Source organism: Nocardia suismassiliense (genome assembly GCF_900269665.1).
Classification (GTDB): domain Bacteria; phylum Actinomycetota; class Actinomycetes; order Mycobacteriales; family Mycobacteriaceae; genus Nocardia; species Nocardia suismassiliense.
Genome location: NZ_LT985361.1, coordinates 4568920 through 4593093, shown reverse-complemented (window position 1 = coordinate 4593093; position 24174 = coordinate 4568920). Strand labels below are relative to the sequence as shown.

Sequence of the window (24174 nt, the reverse complement as noted above, 5' to 3'; positions counted from 1 at the left end):
GGTACGGTTATCAGCGTGAGCTACGCCATAGTCTGCGGCTAGATCTCCCGTTGGCGGGATTTTCTTCGTACTGTCAGTATCGGAAAACGTACTAGCGGTACGGGGCGCTGGAATCGAGCCGCTCCACCGACGAACTGCGTGCACGGCCGGCCGCTCGCACCGAACGAGGCAACGACATGACCAACCTGCTCGACACCGACACCCCCCGCCCGGACCGGCAGTGGACGGTGACCGCCGACGGCGCCGAACTCGCGGTCTTCGAATGGGGCGACCCCGCTGCCCTGCCCTTGGTCCTGGTGCACGGCCTCACCGACACCCACCGCGTGTGGGCCACGGTGGCCGCCTTGCTCACCGACGGCTTCCGGGTGATCACCTACGACGTGCGCGGCCACGGCCGCTCGACCAGCCCGGCACTGCTCGAAGACTTCCGGCTCGACCGGCTCGCGGCCGACTTCTACGCGGTGATCGACGCGGCGAGCCCGAAGCGGCCGGTGCACACCTGCGGGCACGGCTGGGGTGCGGTGCAGCTGTGGGAGGCGGTGTGCGATCCGCGGGCGAACACCCGAATCGCCTCGTTCACCGCCATTTCCGGCCCCAACCTCGACCATCTCGGCCTGTGGTTGCGGGCCGCCGCACCGCAGGCCAAGCTGCGGGCCGGCGACCTCGGCTGGTGGCTGCGTAATGCCCGTGGCACGCTCAGCCCGGTTCCGGTGGCGCGCAGGCTCTACCCGCCGCGCGTCCGCACGCTGCTGCTGGAACGGCTCGGCGGGCTCTCCCCCGTGCCCGCCCGAATCGCGCGCACCTGGCGCACGGATCTGCTGGCGGGCGGGCGGATCGCGCAGGCCAACCTGCTGCATCATCTGCGGCGGCCCCGGGTGCGGCGCACCGCGGTGCCGGTGCAGTTGCTCGTCGACAGCACCGACCCGTTCGTGCCCGCCGCCCTCTACGACACCTCGACCCGCTGGGTCGACCGGCTGTGGCGCTGTGCGGTCCCGGCCGATCATTGGCTGCCGGTCACCGAGCCGCTGCTGGTCGCCGAGGCGATCGCCAACTTCGTGGACGACATGCGCGCTGATCGAGCGGCGATCACCCCGCGCAGCAGCTGACCTTTTCGACAACTCGACACCGATACGGAGATCTCATGCCGGACGCACTGAGCCGCACCCTCGGCGCACCACTGCCCGACGAATTCGACCGGCTCACCGACTCCGACCTCGATGAACTCGACCGCCTGCTGCGCAACGCGGTGGCCGCCCGCGGCGAGCGCCTCGGCGCGGCGGTCGAATCCTCGCTGCAGCTCATTCCCCGGCTGATGCGGCCGACCGTGAAAAGAGCGCTCGGCTTATGAGTACCCAACTCATGGCCCGGGCCGAGACCACGAAACTCGCCCGCCTGCTCGATATTTCCGATCCGGCGCAGCTCGACTTCCTCAATGGCCTTTCACCAGAAGCGATTCGGGCGTTCCGCGAGCGGGCCACCGATCTGCTGTTCGACGGCGACGCCGCACGGATGAAACGTGTTGCCGCCGCAACGAAATTGGTACCGACCGCGATCAGCGCCAAGGCCGCCGAGCGCGCGTTCGGCCCGGTGCTGTGCGCGGCCGTCGCGGGCTCGGTCGAACCGTCGCGCGCGGTCGATATCGCCAAGGCGCTGCCCGCGCGGTTTCTCGCCGAGACCGCGATCCAGCTCGATCCGCGGCGCACCGCCGACATCATCGCCGCGGTGCCGCCCCGGCTGGTCGTCGAGGTGGCGCGGGAGTTGCTGCGCCGCGACGACCACGTCACCATGAGCCGTTTCGTCGGTGTGGTGCCGGAGGAGTCGATGCGCGCCGCGGTGCCCGCGATGGGCGACGCCGATCTGCTGCGCATCGGCTTCCTGATGGAGGACAAGTCCGCCGTCGACCGGCTGATGGGCCTGGTCACCGACCGGCTGGCCGGTGTCATCCGAGCCGCGCACGAACACGATCTGTGGGCCGAAGGCCTCGACCTGCTCGATAGCGTCGGCCCGGAGAATCGGGCCGCGCTCGGCGATATCGCGGCCGGGCTCGGCGGCGACGTGCTCGACGGCCTGATCGAGACGGTGCGGGCGCTGGACGCCTGGGAGTCGCTGTTGCCGATCACCAGCGCCATGAACGCCGACAGCCTGCGCGTCTTCGCGGAGCGGCCCGCGATACAGGAGGAATCGGTGCTCGCCTCGATCATGAATGCCGCACTGAACAAAGGGTTCTGGCTCGACCTGCTGCCGCTCGCGGTGCACTTGCAGCCGTCACAACTGGCCGTCCTCGCTGCCCGCCTGGCCGACAAATCCGACGAGGAACTCGGCGACCTTGTCACGCAGGCGGATTCGGCGAAGTTGTGGGATGCCATGCTGCCGATCGCGCTCGCCATGACCGATACCGACCGGCGCCGGATGGCCAGACTGCCGATCATGCGTGATCCCGAGGTTCTCCGCGCGGTGATCGCCACTACTGCCGAACACGAACTCTGGTCCCAGGCACTGCCTTTGGTGGATGCGCTGCCCGACTCCGCTACCCCGATCCTCGCCTCGTGCCTCGGCGATCTCACCAGGGAACAGCTGCTCGCCGCCGTGCTCACCGCAGCGCGCAGCGACAACATCGACACCCTGGTGGATGTCGCGCTCGCCCAGGACGTCGACGGCCGCGCACGGGTGCTGGACATCATCGACGGGATGGACGATCTCGACGAGTTCCTCGCCGCACTGACACCGGACACGCCGGATGTGGTGTGGGCCGGTCTGATCGAGGTCCGCGCGGAGATCCCCGCTGAATTGCGCACCCGCCTCGCCGACCGCGCGCACAGCTGCGGCCGCGGCAGCGAGGCGGCCGATCTGCGCGCCGAACAGGCCTGACCGAACGACCGGCGGCGCCGTCGGCGAAGTGATACTTTCGCCCCCATGACGGGACCGGCGGGTCAGGGTCCTCGCCTCAGCAACGCCGGCTGGCGGCATCAGCCGTTGGCGCCGATCGGACCGATGCGGCCGTACCCGGACGGCCGGGTGCCGCCGCAACCGCTCGGGCGCTGGAAACAGCCCGGCGGCAACCGACTACGCACGCTCGGCGCCGTGGCCGGTGTCTCGGCACTGGTGATCGTCGGCGTGCTCGGCGTTGCCGACAGCGACCGTCGCGCCGAGCCGGTGCCCGATCTGCGGGGCTATCACTACGTCGACAATCTGTGCGCGATCACCGATACGGCGCCCTACACGAGCGCCGGCTTCGTCTTGGCACCGTCGAGTTCGACCGGTCCGAAGTATCCGCTCCATCAGACGCTGCTGCACAGCGCCGTCGACTCGATGACCTGCACGATTCGGCTGGCTCCGCCGGGGTCCCGGGAGCGGTCCAAGGACACCACGCTCAAGGCCAGCGCCGCGGTGCACAAGCAGACCGATCCCGGTCCCGAATTCACCGCCCGCTTCGAGACCTGGAACAAGTCCGAACTGACCGAGGACGATGACGTCACGAAGATCGATGGTCTCGGTGACGAGGCCTACGTCGTGCGCAAGGAGTCCGAGCACGCCCCGAACACGGGCGTCACGGTGGCCGTCCGCGAGGGCTGGACCACCTATGAGATCAGCTGGCTGCACCCGCCCTCGCTCGACCCGAACACCGATCTCACGGTGGCCGCCGTCATCGAGTTGCTGAAGGGGACCGCCGCCTCGACCATGGCGCTGCTGCGCGCGTAGGCGACCGAGAGGCAACCGCGCGGTAACCGGGTGGCGGGGTTTGCGACAATGGTCGGGTCGATTTCCCAGCTCACCGAAGGATGCCTGTACCACCGATGGCCGAAAGCATGATCGATCCGGACGAACTCGCGACCTGTCTGCGGGTACTGGACCAGGCCGGACAGCTGGAAAAAGAGCATCCCGACTCGGTGGCGGTGCAGCGCGCGGTCGGCCACATGTTCAAGAAACTCAAGCAGCGGCGCCGGATCGAGGCCAGGACCGCGGTGGCGCAGGCCGACCGCGAGGTGATCGCCGCGACGGCCACCGGCTCGCCGCAGCGGATCGACGACGAGACCGCGGGCATCCCGCTGGCCTCCAACGCCCGCGGCGCGAGCGCGGGCACGCTGCTCCGTGCGCGCCCCTGCTACATCTGCAAGCAGTCGTACACGCAGGTCGACGCGTTCTATCACCAGCTGTGCCCGGAATGCGCGGCGAGCAGCCACAGCAAGCGGGACGCCCGTACCGATCTCACCGGCCGCCGCGCGCTGCTCACCGGCGGGCGCGCCAAGATCGGCATGTACATTGCCTTGCGGCTGCTGCGCGACGGCGCGCACACCACCATCACCACCCGCTTCCCGAACGACGCCATCCGCCGCTTCGCCGCCATGGACGACAGCGCGGACTGGCTGCACCGGCTGCGCGTCGTCGGCATCGATCTGCGCGATCCGGCCCAGGTGGTCGCCCTCGCCGACGACGTCGCGGCGCATGGTCCGCTCGACATCCTGATCAACAACGCCGCCCAGACCGTGCGCCGCTCCCCCGGCGCCTACAGCGCGCTGGTCGACGCCGAGTCCGGTCCACTGCCAGCGGGCGCGCTGCCCGACGTGGTGACCTTCGGCAAGACGATGCAAGCCCATCCCACCGCGCTCACCGCCTCGCTCACCCCGACGCTGACCGCCGCCGACGTCGCCGAGCTCGCGCTGGTCGCGGGATCGGCTACGCCCGAACGCATTTCGCGTGGCGTGGCGATCGATGCGGGCGGCCTGGTGCCGGATCTGGCGCACACCAACAGCTGGGTGCAGACCGTCGCCGAGGTGGATCCGACCGAACTTCTCGAAGTGCAGCTGTGCAATTCGGTCGCGCCGTTCATCCTGGTCTCCCGGCTGCGCCCGGCCATGGCCGCGTCGGCCGCACGGCGCAAGTACATCGTCAACGTGTCGGCGATGGAAGGCCAGTTCGCTCGCGCCTACAAGGGACCCGGCCACCCGCACACCAACATGGCCAAGGCCGCGCTGAACATGCTGACCCGCACCAGCGCCGGCGAGATGCTCGAAGCCGACGGCATTCTGATGACCGCCGTCGACACCGGCTGGATCACCGACGAGCGGCCGCACTATACGAAGGTCCGGCTCGCCGAGGAGGGCTTCCACGCGCCCCTCGACCTCGTCGACGGCGCCGCGCGCGTCTACGACCCGATTGTCCAGGGCGAGAACGGCACCGACCTGTACGGCTGCTTCCTGAAGGATTACCGGCCCTCGCCCTGGTGACACAGCGCCTAGGCTGGTGGAGTGTTGTACCGGTTGCTGGCTGACCTCACCGCCGCCGCGCATTTCGTGTTCGTGGCGTACGTGGTTGTCGGCGGGTTCCTCGCGTGGCGCTGGCCGCGCAGTATCTTCCTGCACCTGATCGCGTTCGGGTGGGGGTTCAGCACGATCCTGTTCGGACTCGACTGCCCGCTCACCCATGCGGAGAATTGGGCGCGGCACAAGGCAGGCGACGCCGGACTGCCGTCGAGCGGGTTCATCGACCACTACCTCACCGGCGTGATCTATCCGGAGAGCGCGCTCGCGACCGTGCGGGTGCTCGTCGCGGTGTGTGTCGTGGTGTCCTGGGTGGGGTACGGATGGCTGCGGCGGCGGGCAGCCGGGTCGGCCACCCGCCTGCAGGCATCCCACTAGTTACACGCGTGAAACAGTCTGGGCCGGAATACTTTTCATGCGCGCGTCCGATCGCGCGCGAGATGCTCCGCGATCACCTCGACCACCGCGGCGGGGTGTTCGTCCAGATAGAAGTGCCCGCCGGAAAACGTTGCGCGATCGAAGGTTCCGGTGGTGAAGTCGCGCCACTCGTCGGCCTGCTCGGGCGTCATCGTGGGGTCCTCGGTGCTGACGAGGGCGGCGATGTCGGCGGCCAACGGGTCGCCCGGGGTGTACCGGTACGTCTCGACGGCCTGGTAGTCGCCGCGCACCGCGGGCAGCACCAATTCCGCGAGACTCGGTTCGTCGCGCAGCATTTGGATCGGCGCCGGATCGGCGGCCAGCCGCTCCAGCTCCCCGATCAGTTCCGCGTCGGTGCCGAGGTGCACCCGCTGGGTCTCCACGAAACTCGGTGCGGGACGGCCGGATGCGAACAGCGTCGTCACCGGCTGCCCCCTGCGCTCCAGCCGTCGCGCGGTCTCGAACGCGACGCTGGCCCCCATGCTGTGGCCGAATAACGCGAGCCGGTCGATGATTCCGTGTCGCAGCACTTCTTCAGCAATCCGGTCGGCGAGCTCCGTGAGTTCGGTGATCGGCGCCTCGCCGAGCCGGTCCTGCCGACCCGGATACTGCACCGCGGCAACGGTGATGCCCGCCCCGAAGTGCTGCGCCAACTCCCGATAGGCGGTCGCCGGACCGCCGCCCGGCGGGGAACACAGCAGGTAGTGGCGGGGAGTCGGCTCGGATCGCAGGATCCGCAGCCACTCACCGGACTCGATTGTTCGGCCCACGTAAATCTCCTTCTCAGACGGAACTATTACGCTCTTTCGGGTGAACGCGCACACACGGCTGGTCCACGACTACGAAGCCGGAATCGGTGTCACCCCCTCTGCCATTACGCCCTGTCCCGATCCTGGCAGCAATCTGGCTGCGACACTGCCGGTCTGGTCGCTGGCTGCCGGGTCGGTCGCCGCGCTCATCGCCGCGGCGAACCGGATCCGCGTTGTGCGCGGACTCGATCCGGTCGCGCATCGCATCGACCCCGCGCGTATCACCGCCGCCTTCTGTAGCGAACGCTTACTACTGATCAACGGTCGTCCCGCAACCTTATTCGGCGACCTCTCCGGATTCTTCCCTACCTTCGACGGATGGGTTCGCACCCACGCCAACTACCCGCACCACCGTGATCGCTTGCTCACCGCGCTCGGCCTGCCCACCGATGCCCCCTTCGATCTCGCCGTGGCGCACATGGCCATGAGCCGCGCCGCCGACATCGAGGACCATGCGGCCGCGCACGGGGCGATCGCGGTCCGCGTACGCACCGAACAGGAGTGGCTGGGCAGCGCGGAAGGGTGGGCCGCCGCCACCGGGCCCGTGGTGGCGATCGAATCGCGCGCCGACCGTGCCGAACCCGGATTGCCGATCGGTGGCGCCCCTTTCCAGCCGCTGCGCGGACTCCGGGTGCTCGACCTGACCCGGGTGATCGCCGGGCCGGTCGCGACGCGCACATTGGCGCTGCTCGGCGCGGACGTACTGCGCGTCGATCCGCCGCAGCTGCCAGAAATTCCCTGGCAGTACGCCGACACCTGCCAGGGCAAGCGTTCCACACTGGTGGATCTGTGGACGCAGCTGCCGTTGATCCGGGACCTGCTGTCCTCGGCCGACGTGCTGATCACCGGATACCGGCCCGGTTCGCTGGAACGCGCGGGGCTCATCGCCGCCATGCGGCCCGGTCTGGTGCACGGCCGGGTGAGTGCTTGGGGTGAGGTCGGGCCGTGGGGTGGGCGGCGCGGGTTCGACAGCATCGTGCAGGCCGCGTCGGGGATATCGATCGCCGAGGGTGCGCCCGCCGTGCCGAGCGCGCTGCCCGCGCAGGCGCTCGATCATGCCTCGGGGTATCTGCTCGCCGCGGGGGTGATCGACGCGCTGGCTGCCCGCGCTACGGACGGCATCGGGCGCGATGTGCGAGTGTCGTTGGCGCGCACCGCATCCTGGCTGCTCGCCGCGCCGGACCGCACGCCACGTCATCCGCCGGCGGCGCTGCCCGATCCCACCGAGGTGACGTCGCACGGGGAAGTCATCACGGCTACGCCCGCCATTGCCGAGTATCCCGCGTACAACTGGCCCGCCCCGGCCTACGGTGGGGATCGGCCGGCCTGGCCGTTGAAAACCCGGTAGTCGCGGCCCGCGGGCCACGCACGGTTCACGCGCGGGAACCGAAAATCGTTTGCGGTTTCTTACCGGTGACCGATGAGATAGACGTGCCGTGTTCGTCTGAACCGTCATGACCCTCTCGGCAACCACGGAAGGAAACCGTCCCGTGGACAGCACCCTCGACCGGACCTCGGACACGGTGCAGCCACGCGCCGGACGGCGGGAGTGGATCGGGCTCGCGGTGCTCGCGCTCGCCTGCTTCGTCTACGCGATGGACCTCACGGTGCTGCACCTCGCCGTGCCGATGCTCAGCGCGGATCTGCATCCGACCAGCGCACAGTTGCTGTGGATCATCGACGTGTACGGGTTCATGGTGGCTGGACTGCTGATCACCATGGGCACCCTCGGTGATCGGATCGGACGGCGCCGCATACTGCTGGCCGGCGCGGCGGCGTTCGCGGTGGTGTCCGTGATCGCGGCGTTCGCCCCCACCGCGGAGCTGCTGATCGTCTGCCGCGCGCTGCTCGGCATCGCGGGGGCGACGCTCGCGCCATCGACACTGTCCTTGATCTTCAACATGTTCCGCGACTCCAGGCAGCGCTCGATCGCCGTCGGCGTGTGGGTCGGCGCGTTCTCGGCGGGCGGCGCGGTCGGTCCGCTGTTCGGCGGGGTGCTGCTGGAACAGTTCTGGTGGGGTTCGGTGTTCCTGCTCGCCGTGCCGGTGATGGCGTTGCTGCTGGTGATCGGGCCGAAGGTGCTGCCGGAGTTCCGTGATCCCGAGGCGGGCAAGCTCGATCCGGTCAGCGCGCTGCTCAGCGTGGCCACCATGATCGCGCTGGTGTTCGGGATGAAGAAGATTGCGCAGGACGGGCTCGGTTTCGCTGCGCTGCTGGCATTGGCTGCGGGCACGATCGTCGGCGTGCTGTTCGTGCGTCGCCAGCTGACCAGGCCCGATCCGATGCTCGATCTGCGGCTGTTCCGGCTCGGTGCTTTCCGGCTCGCCTTGCTGATCAATATCGTCGGCATCTTCGTCGCCTTCGGCTACTTCCTGTTCGTCGCCCAGTACTTCCAGCTGGTGCTCGGGCTTTCGCCGCTGGCCACCGGTCTGGCACTCGCGCCCTCTGGTATCGGGTTCATCGTCGGTTCGCAGCTGTCGCCGCTCATCATCCGGGTGGTTCGGCCCGCGTATGTGATCGGCGTCGGCATGGCGGTCACGGCCGTCGGGTTGCTGATGATGACGCGGGTGGGGCTCACCGGCGGGGTCGCGCTCACCGTCGCCGCCTCGGTGATCATCTCGCTCGGTCTCGCGCCGGTGTACGGCATTACCACCGAGCTCATCGTGGGTGCCGCGCCGCCGGAGCAGGCGGGGGCCGCCGCGGGTGTCTCCGAGACGGGTGCGGAATTCGGTGGTGCGCTGGGGATTTCGATTCTGGGCAGCATCAGTATCGCGCTGTACCGCGGCGATCTGGCCGCCACGTTGCCCGCGGGACTGCCTGCCGAGGCGAGTCGATCGGTGCGTGACACCTTGGGTGCGGCGGTGCAGACGAGTGCTGAGTTGCCTGGGCAGCTCGGGGAGGCGGTGTTGCTCGCGGCGCGGGAGGCGTTCCTGCACGGCATGCAGGTCACCGCTTGGATCACCGCGGTCGCGTCAGCGGTTATTTCGGTGGTCGCGGTGGTGCGGTTGCGGCATGTGCCCACGGGGGTTGGTGGCGAGTTGCACTGATCGGAGTGCGGTACTGGGCGCCGAGCATTCGGCTCACCGGGGGCCTTGCCGCATTCAGCTCGCCGCAGGGCATTGCCGCAATCGGCCCGCCGCGGGGCGTTCCCGCGTTCGGCCCGCCGCAGGGCGTTCCCGCGTTCAGCCGCCACTGAGCGTCGCCGCTTTCAACCCGCAGCGGGGCGTTGCCGCATTGGACTCGCCGCGCTGGGCGGCGTTCGGCCCGTCACCTCAACCGCGCAGGGCAGCGAACCAGGAGTCCGGCCGTCCGGGACGATGCGGGGTACAGCGGCAGCGTTAGTCTCGTGGGGTGCGGCAGAAGATCATCATGGATGTTGATACCGGGGTCGATGATTCTCTTGCGCTGCTCTACCTCCTGGCCTCGCCCGAAGCCGAGATCGTCGGGATCGCCTCGACTGCGGGGAACGTGCCCGCGCCGCAGGTGGCCGCGAACAATCTCGCCTGGCTGGATGTGTGCCGGGCGCCCGAGATCGAGGTAACGCTCGGCGCTGTCGAGCCGTTGGCGATTCCGTTGCGCACCACCGAGGACACGCATGGTCCGCAGGGTGTGGGTTATGCCGAGTTGCCGGCGTCGGACCGGGTGCTTTCGTCGCGTTCCGCTGCCCAGATGTGGGTTGATCTGGTGCGCGCGCATCCCGGGGAGATCGTCGGGCTGTGCACCGGGCCGCTGACCAATCTGGCGTTGGCCGTCCGGCTGGAGCCCGCGCTGCCGACGCTGCTGCGGCGACTCGTGATCATGGGCGGTGCGTTCAACCATCCCGGCAACACCACCCCCACCAACGAATGGAACGTGCACGTCGATCCGGAGGCGGCCAAGGAGGTTTTCGATGCCTTCTCCGCCGCGCCGCCGGACCACAGGCCGATCGTCTGCGCACTCGACATCACCGAGACCATCGAGATGCGGCCGAAGCATCTGTCGTTGCTCGCCGAGCGGGCGGGCAGCCTTCCCGTGGAAGGGGTTTCGGAGACAGATCCCCCCGAGGCGCGATCGGTGGCGAGCAATCCGATCGTCCGGCATGTCACCGACGCGGTGCGGTTCTACTTCGACTTCCACCGGCTCTACGACCTGGGTTACCTCGCGCACATGCATGATCCGTTCGCGGCGGCGGTCGCGTTGGATCCCGCCCTCGCCGTCACCCGACCGGCGACGGTAGACGTCGAGCTCGCGGGCACCTTGACCCGCGCGACCACGGTGGCCGACTGGGCGGGCATGTGGGGTCGAGAACCCAACGCGGACATCGTGATCGGCACCGATCAGGAGTTGTTCTTCGACCGGCTGATCAGCCGGATCGGCGATTTCGCGCGGGCGCTGTACCCACCCGAGGCGGGAGCGCCCGAATGACAGGAGAAGCCGTGACCGGCGATCAGGACGACAACACCTACCTCGCCGACTTCCGCCACCGACTCGGCTTGCCCGGAATCATCGACGTGCACACACATTTCATGCCGGAACCGGTGATGCGCAAGGTGTGGGCCTACTTCGACTCGGCCGGTCCACTCACCGCCCGCGCCTGGCCGATCGCCTACCGAGCCGACGAAGAAGTCCGGTTGAAGACGTTGCGCGGCTTCGGCGTTCGCGCCTTCAGCGCCCTGGTCTACCCACACAAGCCCGAGATGGCAGCCTGGTTGAACGAGTGGACCGCCGAGTTCGCCGAGCGCACCCCCGACTGCCTGCACACCGCGACCTTCTATCCTGAGCCGAGCGCCGAAACCTATGTGGCGGCAGCGATCCAACGCGGCGCCCAGCTGTTCAAGGTACACATCCAGGTCGGCCGTTTCGATCCCCGCGATCCCCTACTAACCCCGGTCTGGGCGCTGATTCAAGACGCCCAGGTTCCGGTGGTAATCCACTGCGGATCCGGCCCTGTCCCAGGCGAATTCACCGGCCCCGAACCCATCGCTGCCCTACTCGAACGCTTCCCGCGCCTACCCTTGATCATCGCCCACCTCGGCACCCCCGAGTACACCGAATTCTTCGACCTGGCCGAGCAATACCCGAACGTCCGCTTCGACACCACCATGTCCTTCACCGACTTCTCCGAAGAAGTAGACNCGTCCCTCTCCCCCCTACCGCCCTCCACCCCCTCCCCTCTTCCTTCTTTTTTTTCCAAGACTCCGCCACCCCCCAAGCTCTCCCCCTAACCCTCCGCCGGCAGCGCCAGATGTGAATAAGAGACCGCCCACGACCTCCCCCGCCTCCACTCCCTCGCCGACCGAATCCTCTTCGGCAGCGACTTCCCCAACATCCCCTACCCCTACGCCCACGCCGTCTACGCCCTCGACCGCCTGAACCTCGGCGACGACTGGCTACGCCAAGTCTGCTACCAGAACGCCGCCGACTTGTTCGGTATCGAGTAGGGGTCAAGAAGTCGGACGCGGAGCGCTAACGGGAGATGACGTCTGCGGCGGGACGCTCGGACTCGATGGCGCAGGGGTTTTCGACGGAGCTGTTCCGGTTGCTCCCGAAGGCGCGAACGGGATTTCGCGCGCGATCGCATCCTTCATCCGATCGCGCACCTCGTCCCGATTCTCGGGGGGACGGTTCACCTTGGCACGCGGAGAGCCGTTGCCCGTGACGGGGATATCTCCAGCCACCGGAATCAACGTGTACCAGTCCTGGTCTTTGCTGAACCGCGCCGCGATCAGATACGACTGGCCCAGCACGAGCAGTTCATCCCCGGATTCGACAACAACAGTCCTGTCTTTAACGCCACCCCGCTGATTGACGGTGACCCTGCCCGCGGCGTTGCCCTTCAACCGCTCACTGACCTCGATCGAGAATTGCGACTCCAGCTGTCCCCGCCGTTCGGTCGATCCCATCGACTCGACAACCTTGCCGAAAAAGATGTCGGTAGCCGCCCCGGCGACCGCTGCCGGATTGTTGCGATCGATGACGCTGCTGGAGTTGAGATATGAGGTCTCCGGCGACGCGATGCTCGGCACGATGGGTGGACCCTCTACCGGCGAGCACGCCATCGCCGACATCAACAGCAACGCACACGCCGGTCGTGTGGTCCACTTCTCGCGCATGTCACCATCGTTGCGGTACCGGCCGGTGTGTGTCTCGCCCGATCGAATCCATTGCGATGTTCTAGGTTGCGGCGACGGTGAATCGAGTGCGCCGGTGGGTCGGGTTTTCGGCTTCGTCCAGCAGGGCGACGGCGAAATCCTCCATAGATACGGTTGATTCACCGTTGGGATGGGTGAGGAGTTCGTTCGTGCCGGTGCGGTAGGTTCCGGTGCGGTGGCCGGGGCGGAGGTCGGCGGGTGGGCTCAGGTAGGTCCAGTCCGTGGTGGTTTCGGCTCGGCAGAGGGCTAGTTGGTCGGCGCAGGCTTGGGCTATGGGGCGTAATTCTGCTGGGAAATCGGGGGGTTCGTGCAGGGTGGGGCCGTTGGTGCCGGGGACGAGCAGGGTTGATGCGCCGCCGACGACCAGTAGGCGGACTTCGGTGTGGGCCAGAGCCTTCAGTAGTACGGCGGTGATTTCGGGGAGTTCGTGTTCTCGGCCTGCGGGTGGGCGGGTGGCGGTGATTACGAGATCTTGTCCGAGACTGAGGGATACGACGTCGTCGAGGTCGGCGGCGTTGCCGATGCGGACCTCGGCGGCTGCGGGTACGGCGGCGGCGCGAGCCGGGTCGCGGATGACGGCGAGGACCTCGTGTCCGCGAGCCAAGGCCTCGGTCACCACTCGACTGCCTACGTCACCTGTCGCGCCGAATACCGTGATGCGCATGATTCGTCCTCCTGTCGGACCCGAGCCCGTTTCGATTGCTTAGCACTAAGTAACTTAGCTTAGCGCTGAGTAATTCCCGCGTCGAGATACCTCAGCGCTGAGGTATTCGCTAGAGTGCGGTGGTGACCGATCACGTCGACCAGGTGCTCGCGCAATGGCGGGAACAGCGGCCCGACCTGGACGTATCCCCGATGGCCGTGCTCGGGCGGCTGTCCAGGCTGACGCAGCTCACCGGCGTCGAGCTGCGCAAGACCTTCGCCGCGCACGGGCTCGACGCAGCGTCCTTCGACGTGCTCGCCACCCTGCGGCGCAGCGATCCACCGCACTCGCTGACGCCCACCGAGCTGATGCACTCCGCGATGGTGACCTCCGGTGCCATCACGCAGCGACTCGATCGGCTCGAGGAGCGGGGACTGGTGCGGCGAACCCCCAACGAGTCCGACGGCCGCGGCGTCCGGGTCTTTCTCACCGACGCGGGGCACGACCTCATCGACGAGGCGCTACCCGATCACGTCGCCACCGAGGAGCGCATCCTCGGTCCGCTCACCCCGAAGCAGCGCGCTGCGCTGGCGGATACGTTGCGCGTGCTGCTCGAATCACTGGGCGACACAACCTGATTGGCGGGCACGGGCCGTCGTGACGCACCGGCGATTCCGCCGCACTTGAACGTCGGGCCATCCTTCATTGGTGCCCGACCACCAGCGATTCCCCGCGCACGAACTCCGGACCGACCTTCGCAGCAATCGACGGCAGGTCAAGCGGCAGGCAAGGCGGCGACCAGTCCGCGGATGTAGTTGACGCGTTGTTCGGTGTCGAAGACCTGGGCGCGATCGGTGATCTTGACCTGGGTCGCGTAGTAGAAATCCGATCCTTGCACGCTGACCTGGACGAATCCCTGGATCTTCTCCTCCTTGACGGCCAGGAACACCAAGCCGAGCAGACAAAAGATCATCAGCAGCACAGCGAGCACGATCGCGTACGAAGGAATGCGCCGGTCGACGGTGGTCTGATTGGTGACAATCCAGACGGTGCCCGCCAAGGGACGCTGCCCGGACGGTGTCAGCACCCGAGTCGCCGTGCATCCGATATCGCCGACGGTCACCAGAACCGGCTCCGGAGTGAACGGTTTACCCTCAGGCGGAGGCGGCTCCGGCCCCGAATACCATTGCGGCCGACCCATTTCGGGGTCAGGCGTGCGATCGATCGCGTCATCGGACATCGCCAGGCACCTCCCTGCCCGCGAAGGGGACGATCCCCCCGCATCACGTCGGCCGGCGAGTCCTCGTTGCCGCGTCGTCGCCAGCTGAGGAACCTTCCACGTTACTACTCGTCAATGCCACTCGACAACTAGTAGACGGTCAGCAAATACGCGGTCCAGTAAAGGACTTTGCAGGTAGAGCGACCGACATGGACGACGGAGGCAGCGAACAACCCGCCACCTCCGCCGTCCGGCGACCGATCAGCGTTCAGTGCGCTCCCAATGGAACGGGCAGTGCGTGCCGCCGAATCCGATGGTGGTGACGCGGTCGAAACGGAATCCGTGCTTCGCCGGGTCGATAGCGCGGATCCAGTTCGCGTCGAACTCACACATCACCGGCGTCAGCTCCGACGCCGAATGTGCAACCAGCACATCATGATAGAAGCACTGAACGACATCCACGTGGTACCGCTGGTGGTCGTCCGCCGGTCGCTCGAAGGTGAATCCCGCGCCGAAGGCGTGTTCCTCGCGCGACTTCGACACCGCGACCATGGTGGCGAACGGGTCGTCTGCGGAATCGAGCATCGACCGGGTCGCTTTCTGAACGGCGTCGCCGAGCGGTTCGACGAACGCACCGCGCAGCGCGGCAATGGTGGCGTCGCGACCGAGCCGAGGGCGCAAGACCCGGTAGGCGACCACCAAGGCCAGCGTCATCCGCAGGTTGTAGCGCGCGGGCTCGTCCACGCATCGGTGCGCGTCGGCGGCTTCCATCTCCGCGAGTTCCCCACGCATATCGGCGAAGAGGCCCTCGGGTAGGTCCGCATCGGGCAAACCCGCTGCGAGGTGGTCGAAAAATGCTTCGACGACGGCTGCCGAATCGCGTGCCGCATCGGGCACGTACTCGTTGTCGGCGAGGTCGAAGGGGTCGGTGTGCATACTGCGTCCTTTCGAGACATCGCCGGTCTCGAACACAGCACAACCACAAGGCAGGGGTCGGCCGTGCCCGTCACCGACGAGCACGCCAACGCGCTCCACCGACCTACCTGGCGCTGACGATATTCTTGGATAGTCCCGCGGCTGCGAGACATTCGCAGCATCCCACGCGCGGCAATTCTTGTCCAATGGCCCTGGTACCGAAGTCTTTTCACGGTCGGCATGCCTGCACGGAAAGCAGGGGCACAGCGGACACCCGACGGCCGCGGGCCGAGGGTCGACATACCCGCTCCGGTCTGTCTAGACTGTCCAGATGGGGACACTTCAGCTAGACCAGGAGGCAGAGACGGTGCAATGGCAAGTTCAGGAGGCCAAGCAACGATTCTCCGAGGTATTGCGTGCGGCGGAATCGGACGGGCCACAGACCATCACCCGCCACGGTGACGCGGTGGCGGTAGTCCTCGATATCAACGAGTACCGCAAGCTGACGCGGCCGGACATCAGCTTCGTCGACCATCTCCTGGTGACATTCTCGGGTCTCGGCGACGACGTAGCCGACGTACTCGACGAGGTCGAGAGCGCGCGACAGCACAGCATGCCGCGCGACGTCGACCTGTTCGACGATGCGGCCGGATAATTGTGAGCTACCTCCTCGACACCAATGTGTTGTCCGAAATAATGCGACCGAAGCCCGCACCCGCGGTTCTCGACTGGTTGAGCAAGGCACGCCTGGCCGACCAGTGGCTCAGCGTCGTCACCGTCGGTGAGCTGCGCCGAGGCGTCGCGTTGCTGCGCCATCGGGGCGGGACAGCGCGGGCGCAACTCTTCGAGCAGGCGATCGCCGATATCGAAACCCGGCACGGCGATCGCATCCTGCCCGTCACCACCGAGATCGTCCGGGCGTGGGCCCGCATCAGCATTCACCCGATCGACATGGCGGACGGGCTCATCGCGGCCACCGCACTGACGCATGGTCTAGCCGTGGTCACCCGCAATGTGAAGCACTTCGAGGAGACGGGTGCGGCCGTGATCAACCCGTTCGGGTGAAGCGGGTCAGCGGTTGTCGAAGGCGCGTAGCAGTTCTTCGGCGGCCAGTGCGGCGGTGAGGGTTCCGTCGCGGACCTGCTTTTCCACCTGTGCGCGAATGGCTTTCACCTTCGGGTTGTCGGCGAGGCGGCGCAGCAGCTGATCGTGCACCATGGTCCACGTCCAGTCGATCTGCTGGCGGCGGCGCTTCTCGTCGAATTCGCCTGCATCGGTGAGGACCCGGCGGTGTTCGAGGACGGTGTCCCAGAACTTGTCCAGCCCGATACCTTCCAGGCCGCTCATGGTGAGCACCGGCGGACGCCACAGCGCGTCGTGCGGGTGGATCAACCGGAGCGCGCCGGCCAGTTCGCGGGCAGCGGACTTGGCTTCCATCTCGTGCTTGCCGTCGGCCTTGTTGACCGCGACCAGATCGGCCAGCTCCAGCACACCTTTCTTGATGCCCTGCAACTGATCACCGGTCCGAGCCAACGTCAGAAAACAGAAGACATCGACCATATTGGCGACCGTCACCTCGGACTGACCGACCCCGACCGTCTCCACCAGGATCACGTCGTACCCGGCGGCCTCGAGCAAGACGATGGTCTCCCGGGTCGCCTTCGCCACACCGCCGAGGGTCCCCGCGGTCGGCGACGGCCGGATATAAGCGTTGCGCTCCACCGACAGACGCGCCATCCGCGTCTTGTCACCCAGGATCGAACCACCGGTCCGCGTGGACGACGGATCGACCGCGAGCACCGCGACCCGATGCCCCTTGCCGATCAGATCCATCCCGAGCGCATCGATGAAGGTCGACTTGCCGACCCCCGGAACACCGGTGATGCCAACACGATTCGACACCACCGCCGTCTCGGAGCTGTGCTTGTCCGGCGTCAACTTCAGCAACAGCTGCTGCGCCTGATCCCGGTGATCGGCGCGCGTCGACTCCACCAGCGTGATCGCCCGCGCCAGGGCGGCCCGCTCGCCCGCCCGCACCGCCTCGGCCATCGCATCGATGTCGATCGCCCGGCCACGTCGCACGGACCCGGCACCGTCCGCTCGCGAGCCCGGCTGGCGAGCGTCCGATGGCGATTCCTGACCTGCACCGGACGAGTCCGGCCGAAGGCCGCCATCGGCCGAGGTAACCGCGGAATCGCGCTCGCTCATTCGGCCGCGGCGGAATCCTCGGCGCCGCTGCCGCTTTCGGGTGACAACTCCGGGTGGCCGAGCTCGGTGGCGAGCTTCTTCAGCAGATCGATCGCGGCGTCGGCGATGACGGTGCCGGGCGGGAAGATCGCCGCGGCACCGGCTTCGTAGAGCGCGTCGAAGTCACCGGGCGGGATGACGCCGCCGACGATGACCATGATGTCGGGTCGCCCCGCCCCGGCCAGCGCCTGCCGCAGGGCGGGCACCAGCGTGAGGTGGCCCGCCGCGAGCGAGGACACACCGACAACGTGCACGTCGTTGTCGGCGGCCTGCTGCGCCACCTCTTCCGGGGTCTGGAACAGCGGGCCCACATCGACATCGAAGCCGAGGTCGGCAAAGGCGGTGGCGATCACCTTCTGGCCGCGGTCGTGCCCGTCCTGCCCCATCTTCGCGACGAGGATGCGCGGGCGACGACCCTCCGCCTCGGCGAAGGCCTCGACCAGATCGCTCGCCTTGGTGATGTTGCTGACCTTGCCTGCCTCGTCGCGGTACACACCGGAGAGCGTACGGATCTCGGCCTGGTGCCTGCCGTATACCTTCTCCAGCGCGTCGGAGATCTCGCCGACGGTCGCCTTGGCGCGCGCGGCATCGATGGCGAGGGCGAGCAGGTTGTTTTCCATGCCGCCTTCGGAAGAAGCTGCGGCACGGGTCAATTCGGCGAGCGCGCGTTCGACCGCACCGGCGTCCCGATCGGCGCGCAACTGCCGCAGCTTGTCGATCTGCTCGGCGCGCACCCGGGAGTTCTCGACCTTGAGCACCTCGACCTGCTGGTCTTCTTCGGCCTGATACTTGTTGACGCCGATCACGGGCTGCTGCCCGGTGTCGATCCGCGCCTGGGTGCGCGCGGCGGCCTCCTCGATGCGCAACTTCGGGATGCCCTCACCGATCGCCTGCGCCATGCCGCCGTGCGCCTCCACCTCGGCGATGTGCGCGCGGGCCCGGTTGGCCAGCTGATGGGTCAGCCACTCGACGTAATACGAACCGCCCCACGGGTCGACCGGCCGGGTGGTGTTGGACTCCTGCTGGATCAGCAGCTGGGTGTTGCGGGCGATGCGGGCGGAGAAGTCCGTCGGCAGGGCAAGCGCCTCGTCCAGCGCGTTCGTGTGCAACGACTGGGTGTGCCCCTGGGTCGCCGCCATCGCCTCGATGCAGGTGCGTGCGACGTTGTTGTAAGCGTCCTGCGCGGTCAACGACCAGCCCGAGGTCTGCGAATGTGTGCGCAGCGACAGCGATTTCGAGCTCTTCGGCTCGAACTTCGCGACCAGCTCGCTCCACAGCAGCCGCCCGGCACGCAGCTTGGCGACCTCCATGAAGAAGTTCATGCCGATGGCCCAGAAGAACGACAGCCGCGGCGCGAACTTGTCCACCTCCATGCCCGCGTCGATACCGGCCCGGATGTACTCGACGCCGTCGGCGAGGGTGTAGGCCAGTTCCAGGTCGGCGGTCGCGCCCGCTTCCTGAATGTGGTAGCCGGAGATGGAGATCGAGTTGAACTTCGGCATCTTGGCACTGGTGTAAGCGAAGATGTCGGAGATGATCCGCATCGAGGGCTTCGGCGGGTAGATGTAGGTGTTGCGGACCATGAACTCCTTCAGAATGTCGTTCTGAATGGTTCCGGCCAGCTGCTCCGGCGCGACGCCCTGTTCTTCTGCCGCAACGACATACAGCGCGAGGATCGGCAACACCGCGCCGTTCATCGTCATCGACACGCTGACCTGGTCGAGCGGGATGTGGTCGAACAGCTGGCGCATGTCGAGGATGGAGTCGATGGCCACCCCGGCCATGCCGACGTCACCCTGCACGCGCGGGTGATCGGAGTCGTAGCCGCGGTGCGTGGCGAGGTCGAAGGCGACCGAGAGACCCTTCTGCCCCGCCTGAAGGTTGCGGCGGTAGAAGGCATTCGAGTCCGCGGCGGTGGAGAAGCCCGCGTACTGCCGGATGGTCCACGGCTGGTTGACGTACATCGTCGGGTACGGGCCGCGCACGAACGGGGCGACGCCGGGCACGCTGTCGAGCGGATACCCTTCGGCCGCAACGGCATCCCGGTCGGCCTTGGTGAACACCGGTGGCACGTCGATGCCTTCGGGCGTCGACCACTTCAGCTGCTCGGGCGCGTAGTGGTTGGCCGCGGCCGCCTCGCGTACGTAAGCCTCGACCTGCGTGGCGTCCACGGCGGCGGGCTCGGGCGCCCGTTCGGTCAGCGGCACCTCGGCGAAATTGCCGATCAGATGCTTGATCTCGCGAGTAGTCATCAGGCTCCCACCTTCTCCAACAGGCCGGACAGCGCGGCGACCGCATCGATCTTCGCCGCGAGGAATCCGTCCGGACGCTGCGCGTCATCCAGCTCGGCGATCGCCTTCGCGGCACCCGCCAGCAACACCGTTTCCACGCCGGCGGCACGCAACTGCTGCACCGCCGCACCGGCTTCCGCGCCGTAGCGCTTGTCCGAACCACACAGCACCGCGATCGGCGCACCGGCTTCGGTTGCCGCCGCGGCGATTCCGTCCACCGTCAATGGTCCGGGATTGACGGACTCGATACCACCGGAGGCGAGCAGATTCGCAATGAAGGTCACTCGGACGTTGTGCTCGGCGACCGAACCCAGCGGCACCAGCAGCGCTTTCGGCCGCGCACCGCGCTCGGCCAGGTATGCGTCGGAGCGGTTGCGCAGCGCCTCGAACGTGGCACCGTAGCGGGCCACCCGATCGGCTTGACGCGCTGCCTCGGACAGCGGCGGCTCTGCCAGGTTCGGAAATTCGTTTACCCCGGTGACCGACGTCTTGCGGTGGGCCACATCGGTATCCCGGGCCGCCTTGGTGGCGGCGATGCGCTCGGCGATGAGCCCGCTGTCCAGCGCGGCGAGATAGCCGCCCGCGGCCTCGATCTCCTGCATGAACTCCCACGCCTTCGCGGCGAGCGCGCCGGTCAGGTCCTCGACATACCAGGAGCCGGCACCGGGATCCTGCACGAAACCCAGGTGCGACTCCTCGAGCAGCAGCAGCTGGGTATTGCGAGCCATCCGGTCCGCGAAGGACTTCGAGACGCCGAGCTCACCGGCGGGCAGCGCGGCATCGAACGGCAGCACGGTCACCGTGTCCGCCCCACCGACCCCGGCGCCGAACGCCGCGAGCGTGGTGCGCAGCAGGTTTACCCACGGGTCGCGCTGGGTCATCATGGCCGCGGAGGTCACCGCGTGCTGCGGCGCGCCACCGAAATCCGGTGCGCCGCACACGTGCGCGACACGGGCCCAGAGTTGGCGTGCGGCACGGAATTTGGCGATTGTGGCGAATTGGTCGTCGGTGGCGGCGAAGCGGAAGCTCAGCTGCTCCAGCGCATCCGCGATATCGAGGCCCTCGGTGAGGGCGCGCAGGTAGGCCAGGCCCGCGGCGACGGCGGCACCGAGCTCCTGGGCGTCGGAGGCGCCCGCGTTGTGGAAGACGGTGCCGTCCACGGTGATCGCGCGGACCGTCTCGGCGCGCGCTACCGCGGCCCCGGCCAGCGTCACTGTCTCCGTGAGCCCGACATCGGCGATTCCAGCGAACCGGCTGGTGAGCGGCGCCGCACCGAGCGAAACGTGAATGTCCTTGCGCGAAGCCGTCTCATAGCTGTCGAGCGCGGTGTACAGCTGCGCCGCCGCGTCGACCGTGGCGGTGCCAGCGTCGAGGGTCACCGGCGCGAGATCGAACAGCAGCCCGGACAGCGCCGTGGGCAGCTCGGCCGCCGGTACGCCGCGATCGCCGACGCCGAGCCAGACAGCGCTGATCCCGCTGCCCAGACCGGCCAGGATCTCCCGATTGACCGCAGCAGCGTCGTCGCCGCCGAAATGCGCGCTGACGTACCAGCCGCGGTGGACGTCGCGGGTGGCGTCGCCGCCCCGGACGAACGGATAGGTACCGGGCAGCGGCTGCTCGGGCAGCTCGTCCTTGCGCGTGTACAGCGGGGCGATGGTCAGCCCGTCGTAGGTGGTCTCCGCGAGCAGATGCTCTGGTTCCGCAGGCAAGTCGGCGATATCGACCCGCCGGACCTTGGCCAGCACCCCGGCCACGCCCTTGCGCCACGCGGCGAACTGCGGAACCGGATCCGCGCCCGTGGGCGCCACATCCGGCCCGGGCTCTGAAGCAATCGGCATAGCTTGCTTTCCTCTTCCACTCGACTGCAGGCGCACCCGTGGTGTGTGCCGAAACCGCAGCATTCGCCCAGTTCAGCGACTACTTTGGTTAACGAGCATTCGTCCCGTTTCTTCTGATGCTAGCGGGACCGCTGCGACACGTTGTCCCCCAGTACCACTACCACCCGGTAACCTGGCCCCGGTGACCAGGCTGATCCGTGACCCGCGCGTGCTCGCGACGATCGTCGGCATCGCCGCGCTGTTCGTCGCCGCGCTGCTGGTCCCGCTGCCGACTCCACAGCAGATCCAGGACTGGGCGGGCTCGGTCGGCCCGATCTTTCCGTTGGTGTTCTTCGTAGTGCACGCGCTGGTGACCGTCGCGCCGATCCCACGCACCGTGTTCACGGTGAGTGCCGGGTTGCTCTTCGGCCCGGTGCTCGGCATCGCGCTGGCCGTCGGCGCGACCACGGTCAGCGCCGCGCTCGCCGTCCTGCTCGTGCGCGCCCTGGACCGCGAACAGGTGGCCTCGCGCCTCACCCACCCGGCCGTGCGCGCCGTCGACGATCGGCTGCGGCGGCGCGGCTGGCTCGCGGTCGGCTCGCTGCGCCTGATCGCCTTCGTGCCGTTCTCGGTGCTCAACTACTGCTGCGGACTGTCCTCGATCCGCTTCTGGCCGTACATGGTTGCCACGCTGCTCGGTGTGCTGCCCGGCAGCGTCGGCACCGTCATCCTCGGCGACGCCCTCACCGGCAACACCCACCCGGCCATGATCGTGTTCTCCGGGGTGCTGGTCGCCATCGGCGTAGTCGGGTTGGTCGTCGACGCGCGCTGGAACAACGGCGAGCGTGTCGTACCGACCGAGGAACCCACACCAGCCGCAGTCGCCAAGTAGCCCCCTGGGACGACGGATAAGCCGCACACTTTTTGAGGAGCCGCATACCGAATCGCATGCGAATTCGTGTGCGCCACCTCAAAAAGTGTGCGGCGGTGCCCGTGCGGATCGGTTGGCGATTCACCGACAGCCCGGCGATCAGTGGCCGATCAGCTCAGTCGACGGTCAGCTCGATCGGGACGGCGACCACGTCGACCATGGCACCGTTGCGCAGCACGGTGACCGGCAGTTTGACACCGATCGCATCGGCGAACAGCTGGCGTTGAATGCCCTGCGCGTCACGCACTTCGGCGCGCCCGACGCTGAGGACCAGATCGCCGCGGCGTAGGCCCGCCTGCTCGGCTGGACCGCCGCGGACCACCTCCATGATGCGGACACCTGCGCTCTGTCCGGTGCGGGCGGCGACGGCGGCGGGTAGTGGTGCGGGCATGCCGACCAGGCCCAGGTACGCGCGGCGCACTCGACCGTCGGTGTGCAGGGTATCGATGATGCGCCGAGTGGTCGCGTTGATCGGAATCGCCAGGCCCAAACCGATTCCCGCGACGGCGGTGTTGATGCCGACCACCCGGCCCGCCGAATCCGACAGCGCGCCACCGGAATTGCCCGGATTGAGGGCCGCGTCGGTTTGGATCACGTCCTCGATGACCCGCCCTGCGCGGCGCGAGGCAACCGGGACGGCACGGCCCAGCGCGCTCACCACCCCCGCAGTGACCGAACCGGCGAGTCCGAGCGGGCTGCCCACGGCCACCACCAGCTGACCCACGACGAGTTCGTCCGCGTCGCCCAGCGTCACCGCCGCGGGCGCGCCGTTGCGAGAATGCAGGACGGCCAGGTCGGAGAGCGGATCGATGCCGACAACCTCGAACTTGGCCTCCACCCCGTCGGCGAACACCACCTCGCCGCCGCTGGCCGACCCGATGACGTGCGCGTTGGTCAGCATGAAGCCGTCTTCCGTGAACACCACCGCCGACCCACTGCCCCGCCGGGTGCGCACGCTGGCCACATGTGGCGTGACCGACGCGGCAACCCTGATCACCGTGCGCGAATAGGCATCCATCGCGGCGTCATCGTCCACGTCGACCACCACCCCTGATTACACGTCTGCACCAACCCCTCCAGCATGCCCGCACTCAGCTCGGGGCGCACTGTGTTCACCAGAGCCCCAACCAAATCGGCCAGGCGAACCGGGGTGTCGGTCAGGCGGCGGGGCTCATGGTGGCGCCTTCGAAGAACTCCGCCTCGGTCATGCCGAGCCGGGTGGTGACCAGCTCGAGGGCGAGGCGCAGCACCTCCGGCGCGGTCGGCGCGACGACCTGCGACTGCTCGAGTCGCGTGGTCCCGCATTCGACGCGCACCCGGCAGCGCCAACCGGTGCGGTCGGGATACGGCTGGGGTCGTCCGATCGCGACGTATACCGGCACGCCGTCGTGCAGGAACTCGTTCGTGGCCAGCAGGTCGTCGGCCGGCGTGATCATCACAGCCATATCAGCCACGACCGATCACAAGCAATGTTGCAGCTACAAGTCGGTTCCTCA

The 24174-nt window shown here is 67.8% G+C and carries 23 protein-coding genes and 1 pseudogene; 14 read left to right on the top strand and 10 right to left on the bottom strand.

The window, feature by feature from the left end:
* Window positions 1-176 precede the first annotated feature (176 nt).
* The 6 genes from DBO33_RS20535 (at window position 177) to DBO33_RS20510 (ending at window position 5636) form a co-directional block, all read left to right on the top strand.
* A complete protein-coding gene (locus DBO33_RS20535; RefSeq protein WP_107656492.1) occupies window positions 177-1106 on the top strand; it encodes an alpha/beta fold hydrolase in 930 nt (309 codons plus the stop codon).
* A 35-nt stretch (window positions 1107-1141) separates the two neighbouring features.
* On the top strand, window positions 1142-1348 hold the full coding sequence (locus tag DBO33_RS20530; RefSeq protein WP_107656491.1) for a hypothetical protein: 207 nt from the start codon (window positions 1142-1144) through the stop codon (window positions 1346-1348).
* Complete coding sequence (locus DBO33_RS20525) at window positions 1345-2868, top strand: hypothetical protein (RefSeq protein WP_107656490.1); 1524 nt, start codon at window positions 1345-1347, stop codon at window positions 2866-2868. The genes DBO33_RS20530 and DBO33_RS20525 overlap by 4 nt, the downstream gene beginning before the upstream one ends.
* Window positions 2869-2913: 45 nt before the next feature.
* A complete protein-coding gene (locus DBO33_RS20520) occupies window positions 2914-3699 on the top strand; it encodes a hypothetical protein (RefSeq protein WP_107656489.1) in 786 nt (261 codons plus the stop codon).
* A 95-nt stretch (window positions 3700-3794) separates the two neighbouring features.
* Window positions 3795-5225 carry an SDR family oxidoreductase gene (locus DBO33_RS20515; RefSeq protein WP_107656488.1) on the top strand — a complete coding sequence of 477 codons (1431 nt, stop codon included), beginning with the start codon at window positions 3795-3797 and terminating at the stop codon, window positions 5223-5225.
* A gap of 21 nt (window positions 5226-5246) precedes the next feature.
* A complete protein-coding gene (locus tag DBO33_RS20510) occupies window positions 5247-5636 on the top strand; it encodes a DUF2784 domain-containing protein (protein ID WP_107656487.1) in 390 nt (129 codons plus the stop codon).
* Between the two features lie 35 nt (window positions 5637-5671).
* On the opposite strand, the gene DBO33_RS20505 is transcribed toward DBO33_RS20510, so the two are convergent.
* Window positions 5672-6445, bottom strand: a complete 774-nt coding sequence (locus DBO33_RS20505; RefSeq protein ID WP_107656486.1) for a thioesterase II family protein — start codon at window positions 6443-6445, stop codon at window positions 5672-5674.
* Between the two features lie 40 nt (window positions 6446-6485).
* Here DBO33_RS20505 and DBO33_RS20500 point away from each other — a divergent pair, with 40 nt between their 5' ends.
* From DBO33_RS20500 to DBO33_RS20485, 4 genes and pseudogenes are all read left to right on the top strand, one after another.
* Window positions 6486-7832, top strand: coding sequence for a CoA transferase (locus DBO33_RS20500; protein ID WP_107656485.1), 1347 nt, complete (start codon window positions 6486-6488; stop codon window positions 7830-7832).
* A gap of 142 nt (window positions 7833-7974) precedes the next feature.
* Window positions 7975-9531, top strand: a complete 1557-nt coding sequence (locus tag DBO33_RS20495) for an MFS transporter (RefSeq protein ID WP_234390942.1) — start codon at window positions 7975-7977, stop codon at window positions 9529-9531.
* 322 nt (window positions 9532-9853) lie between these two features.
* Entirely contained in the window at window positions 9854-10888 is a 1035-nt protein-coding gene (locus tag DBO33_RS20490) for a nucleoside hydrolase (RefSeq protein WP_107660443.1), read from the top strand.
* A pseudogene (locus DBO33_RS20485) lies at window positions 10885-11904 on the top strand (amidohydrolase family protein). The gene DBO33_RS20490 and the pseudogene DBO33_RS20485 overlap by 4 nt, the downstream one beginning before the upstream one ends.
* 3 nt (window positions 11905-11907) lie before the next feature.
* Here the strand turns inward: DBO33_RS20485 and DBO33_RS20475 are convergent.
* A complete protein-coding gene (locus tag DBO33_RS20475; protein ID WP_107656482.1) occupies window positions 11908-12576 on the bottom strand; it encodes a hypothetical protein in 669 nt (222 codons plus the stop codon).
* A 61-nt stretch (window positions 12577-12637) separates the two neighbouring features.
* On the bottom strand, window positions 12638-13279 hold the full coding sequence (locus DBO33_RS20470) for an NAD(P)-dependent oxidoreductase (RefSeq protein WP_107656481.1): 642 nt from the start codon (window positions 13277-13279) through the stop codon (window positions 12638-12640).
* Between the two features lie 122 nt (window positions 13280-13401).
* Between DBO33_RS20470 and DBO33_RS20465 the strand changes: the two genes are divergently transcribed.
* Window positions 13402-13896 carry a MarR family winged helix-turn-helix transcriptional regulator gene (locus tag DBO33_RS20465; protein WP_107660441.1) on the top strand — a complete coding sequence of 165 codons (495 nt, stop codon included), beginning with the start codon at window positions 13402-13404 and terminating at the stop codon, window positions 13894-13896.
* A 137-nt stretch (window positions 13897-14033) separates the two neighbouring features.
* On the opposite strand, the gene DBO33_RS20460 is transcribed toward DBO33_RS20465, so the two are convergent.
* Window positions 14034-14498 carry a hypothetical protein gene (locus DBO33_RS20460; RefSeq protein WP_107656480.1) on the bottom strand — a complete coding sequence of 155 codons (465 nt, stop codon included), beginning with the start codon at window positions 14496-14498 and terminating at the stop codon, window positions 14034-14036.
* 240 nt (window positions 14499-14738) lie between these two features.
* Window positions 14739-15413, bottom strand: a complete 675-nt coding sequence (locus DBO33_RS20455) for an L-2-amino-thiazoline-4-carboxylic acid hydrolase (protein WP_107660440.1) — start codon at window positions 15411-15413, stop codon at window positions 14739-14741.
* A gap of 310 nt (window positions 15414-15723) precedes the next feature.
* Here DBO33_RS20455 and DBO33_RS20450 point away from each other — a divergent pair, with 310 nt between their 5' ends.
* Together DBO33_RS20450 and DBO33_RS20445 are read left to right on the top strand one after the other, a co-directional pair.
* On the top strand, window positions 15724-16047 hold the full coding sequence (locus DBO33_RS20450; protein ID WP_234390941.1) for a type II toxin-antitoxin system Phd/YefM family antitoxin: 324 nt from the start codon (window positions 15724-15726) through the stop codon (window positions 16045-16047).
* Between the two features lie 2 nt (window positions 16048-16049).
* Window positions 16050-16457: a type II toxin-antitoxin system VapC family toxin gene (locus DBO33_RS20445; protein ID WP_107656479.1), complete on the top strand. Its 408-nt coding sequence runs from the start codon at window positions 16050-16052 to the stop codon at window positions 16455-16457.
* 6 nt (window positions 16458-16463) lie between these two features.
* Here DBO33_RS20445 and meaB read toward each other — a convergent pair whose 3' ends face one another.
* Genes meaB through DBO33_RS20430 form a run of 3 tightly spaced genes read right to left on the bottom strand, consistent with a single transcriptional unit; the run spans window position 16464 to window position 21768 of the window.
* Window positions 16464-17600, bottom strand: a complete 1137-nt coding sequence (gene meaB / locus DBO33_RS20440; RefSeq protein ID WP_199856704.1) for a methylmalonyl Co-A mutase-associated GTPase MeaB — start codon at window positions 17598-17600, stop codon at window positions 16464-16466.
* Window positions 17597-19891 carry a methylmalonyl-CoA mutase gene (gene scpA / locus DBO33_RS20435; RefSeq protein WP_107656478.1) on the bottom strand — a complete coding sequence of 765 codons (2295 nt, stop codon included), beginning with the start codon at window positions 19889-19891 and terminating at the stop codon, window positions 17597-17599. The genes meaB and scpA overlap by 4 nt, the downstream gene beginning before the upstream one ends.
* Window positions 19891-21768 (bottom strand): methylmalonyl-CoA mutase family protein, encoded by a 1878-nt coding sequence (locus tag DBO33_RS20430; RefSeq protein WP_107656477.1) that lies wholly within the window; start codon window positions 21766-21768, stop codon window positions 19891-19893. Before DBO33_RS20430 ends, scpA begins: the two co-directional genes overlap by 1 nt.
* 181 nt (window positions 21769-21949) lie before the next feature.
* On the opposite strand from DBO33_RS20430, the gene DBO33_RS20425 reads away from it, so the two are divergent.
* Window positions 21950-22639 carry a TVP38/TMEM64 family protein gene (locus tag DBO33_RS20425; RefSeq protein ID WP_199856703.1) on the top strand — a complete coding sequence of 230 codons (690 nt, stop codon included), beginning with the start codon at window positions 21950-21952 and terminating at the stop codon, window positions 22637-22639.
* A 154-nt stretch (window positions 22640-22793) separates the two neighbouring features.
* Here DBO33_RS20425 and DBO33_RS20420 read toward each other — a convergent pair whose 3' ends face one another.
* Entirely contained in the window at window positions 22794-23696 is a 903-nt protein-coding gene (locus tag DBO33_RS20420; RefSeq protein WP_107660436.1) for a S1C family serine protease, read from the bottom strand.
* A 139-nt stretch (window positions 23697-23835) separates the two neighbouring features.
* Window positions 23836-24123: a hypothetical protein gene (locus DBO33_RS20415; protein WP_228540822.1), complete on the bottom strand. Its 288-nt coding sequence runs from the start codon at window positions 24121-24123 to the stop codon at window positions 23836-23838.
* Window positions 24124-24174: the final 51 nt, after the last annotated feature.

Coding starts and splice junctions, on each gene's coding strand:
- DBO33_RS20535 (WP_107656492.1), top strand. CDS start 177: ATGACCAACCTGCTCGACACCGACACCCCCCGCCCGGACCGGCAGTGG.
- DBO33_RS20530 (WP_107656491.1), top strand. CDS start 1,142: ATGCCGGACGCACTGAGCCGCACCCTCGGCGCACCACTGCCCGACGAA.
- DBO33_RS20525 (WP_107656490.1), top strand. CDS start 1,345: ATGAGTACCCAACTCATGGCCCGGGCCGAGACCACGAAACTCGCCCGC.
- DBO33_RS20520 (WP_107656489.1), top strand. CDS start 2,914: ATGACGGGACCGGCGGGTCAGGGTCCTCGCCTCAGCAACGCCGGCTGG.
- DBO33_RS20515 (WP_107656488.1), top strand. CDS start 3,795: ATGGCCGAAAGCATGATCGATCCGGACGAACTCGCGACCTGTCTGCGG.
- DBO33_RS20490 (WP_107660443.1), top strand. CDS start 9,854: ATGGATGTTGATACCGGGGTCGATGATTCTCTTGCGCTGCTCTACCTC.
- DBO33_RS20475 (WP_107656482.1), bottom strand. CDS start 12,576: ATGCGCGAGAAGTGGACCACACGACCGGCGTGTGCGTTGCTGTTGATG.
- DBO33_RS20470 (WP_107656481.1), bottom strand. CDS start 13,279: ATGCGCATCACGGTATTCGGCGCGACAGGTGACGTAGGCAGTCGAGTG.
- DBO33_RS20460 (WP_107656480.1), bottom strand. CDS start 14,498: ATGTCCGATGACGCGATCGATCGCACGCCTGACCCCGAAATGGGTCGG.
- DBO33_RS20455 (WP_107660440.1), bottom strand. CDS start 15,413: ATGCACACCGACCCCTTCGACCTCGCCGACAACGAGTACGTGCCCGAT.
- DBO33_RS20450 (WP_234390941.1), top strand. CDS start 15,724: ATGGGGACACTTCAGCTAGACCAGGAGGCAGAGACGGTGCAATGGCAA.
- meaB (WP_199856704.1), bottom strand. CDS start 17,600: ATGAGCGAGCGCGATTCCGCGGTTACCTCGGCCGATGGCGGCCTTCGG.
- scpA (WP_107656478.1), bottom strand. CDS start 19,891: ATGACTACTCGCGAGATCAAGCATCTGATCGGCAATTTCGCCGAGGTG.
- DBO33_RS20430 (WP_107656477.1), bottom strand. CDS start 21,768: ATGCCGATTGCTTCAGAGCCCGGGCCGGATGTGGCGCCCACGGGCGCG.
- DBO33_RS20420 (WP_107660436.1), bottom strand. CDS start 23,696: ATGGATGCCTATTCGCGCACGGTGATCAGGGTTGCCGCGTCGGTCACG.
- DBO33_RS20415 (WP_228540822.1), bottom strand. CDS start 24,123: ATGGCTGTGATGATCACGCCGGCCGACGACCTGCTGGCCACGAACGAG.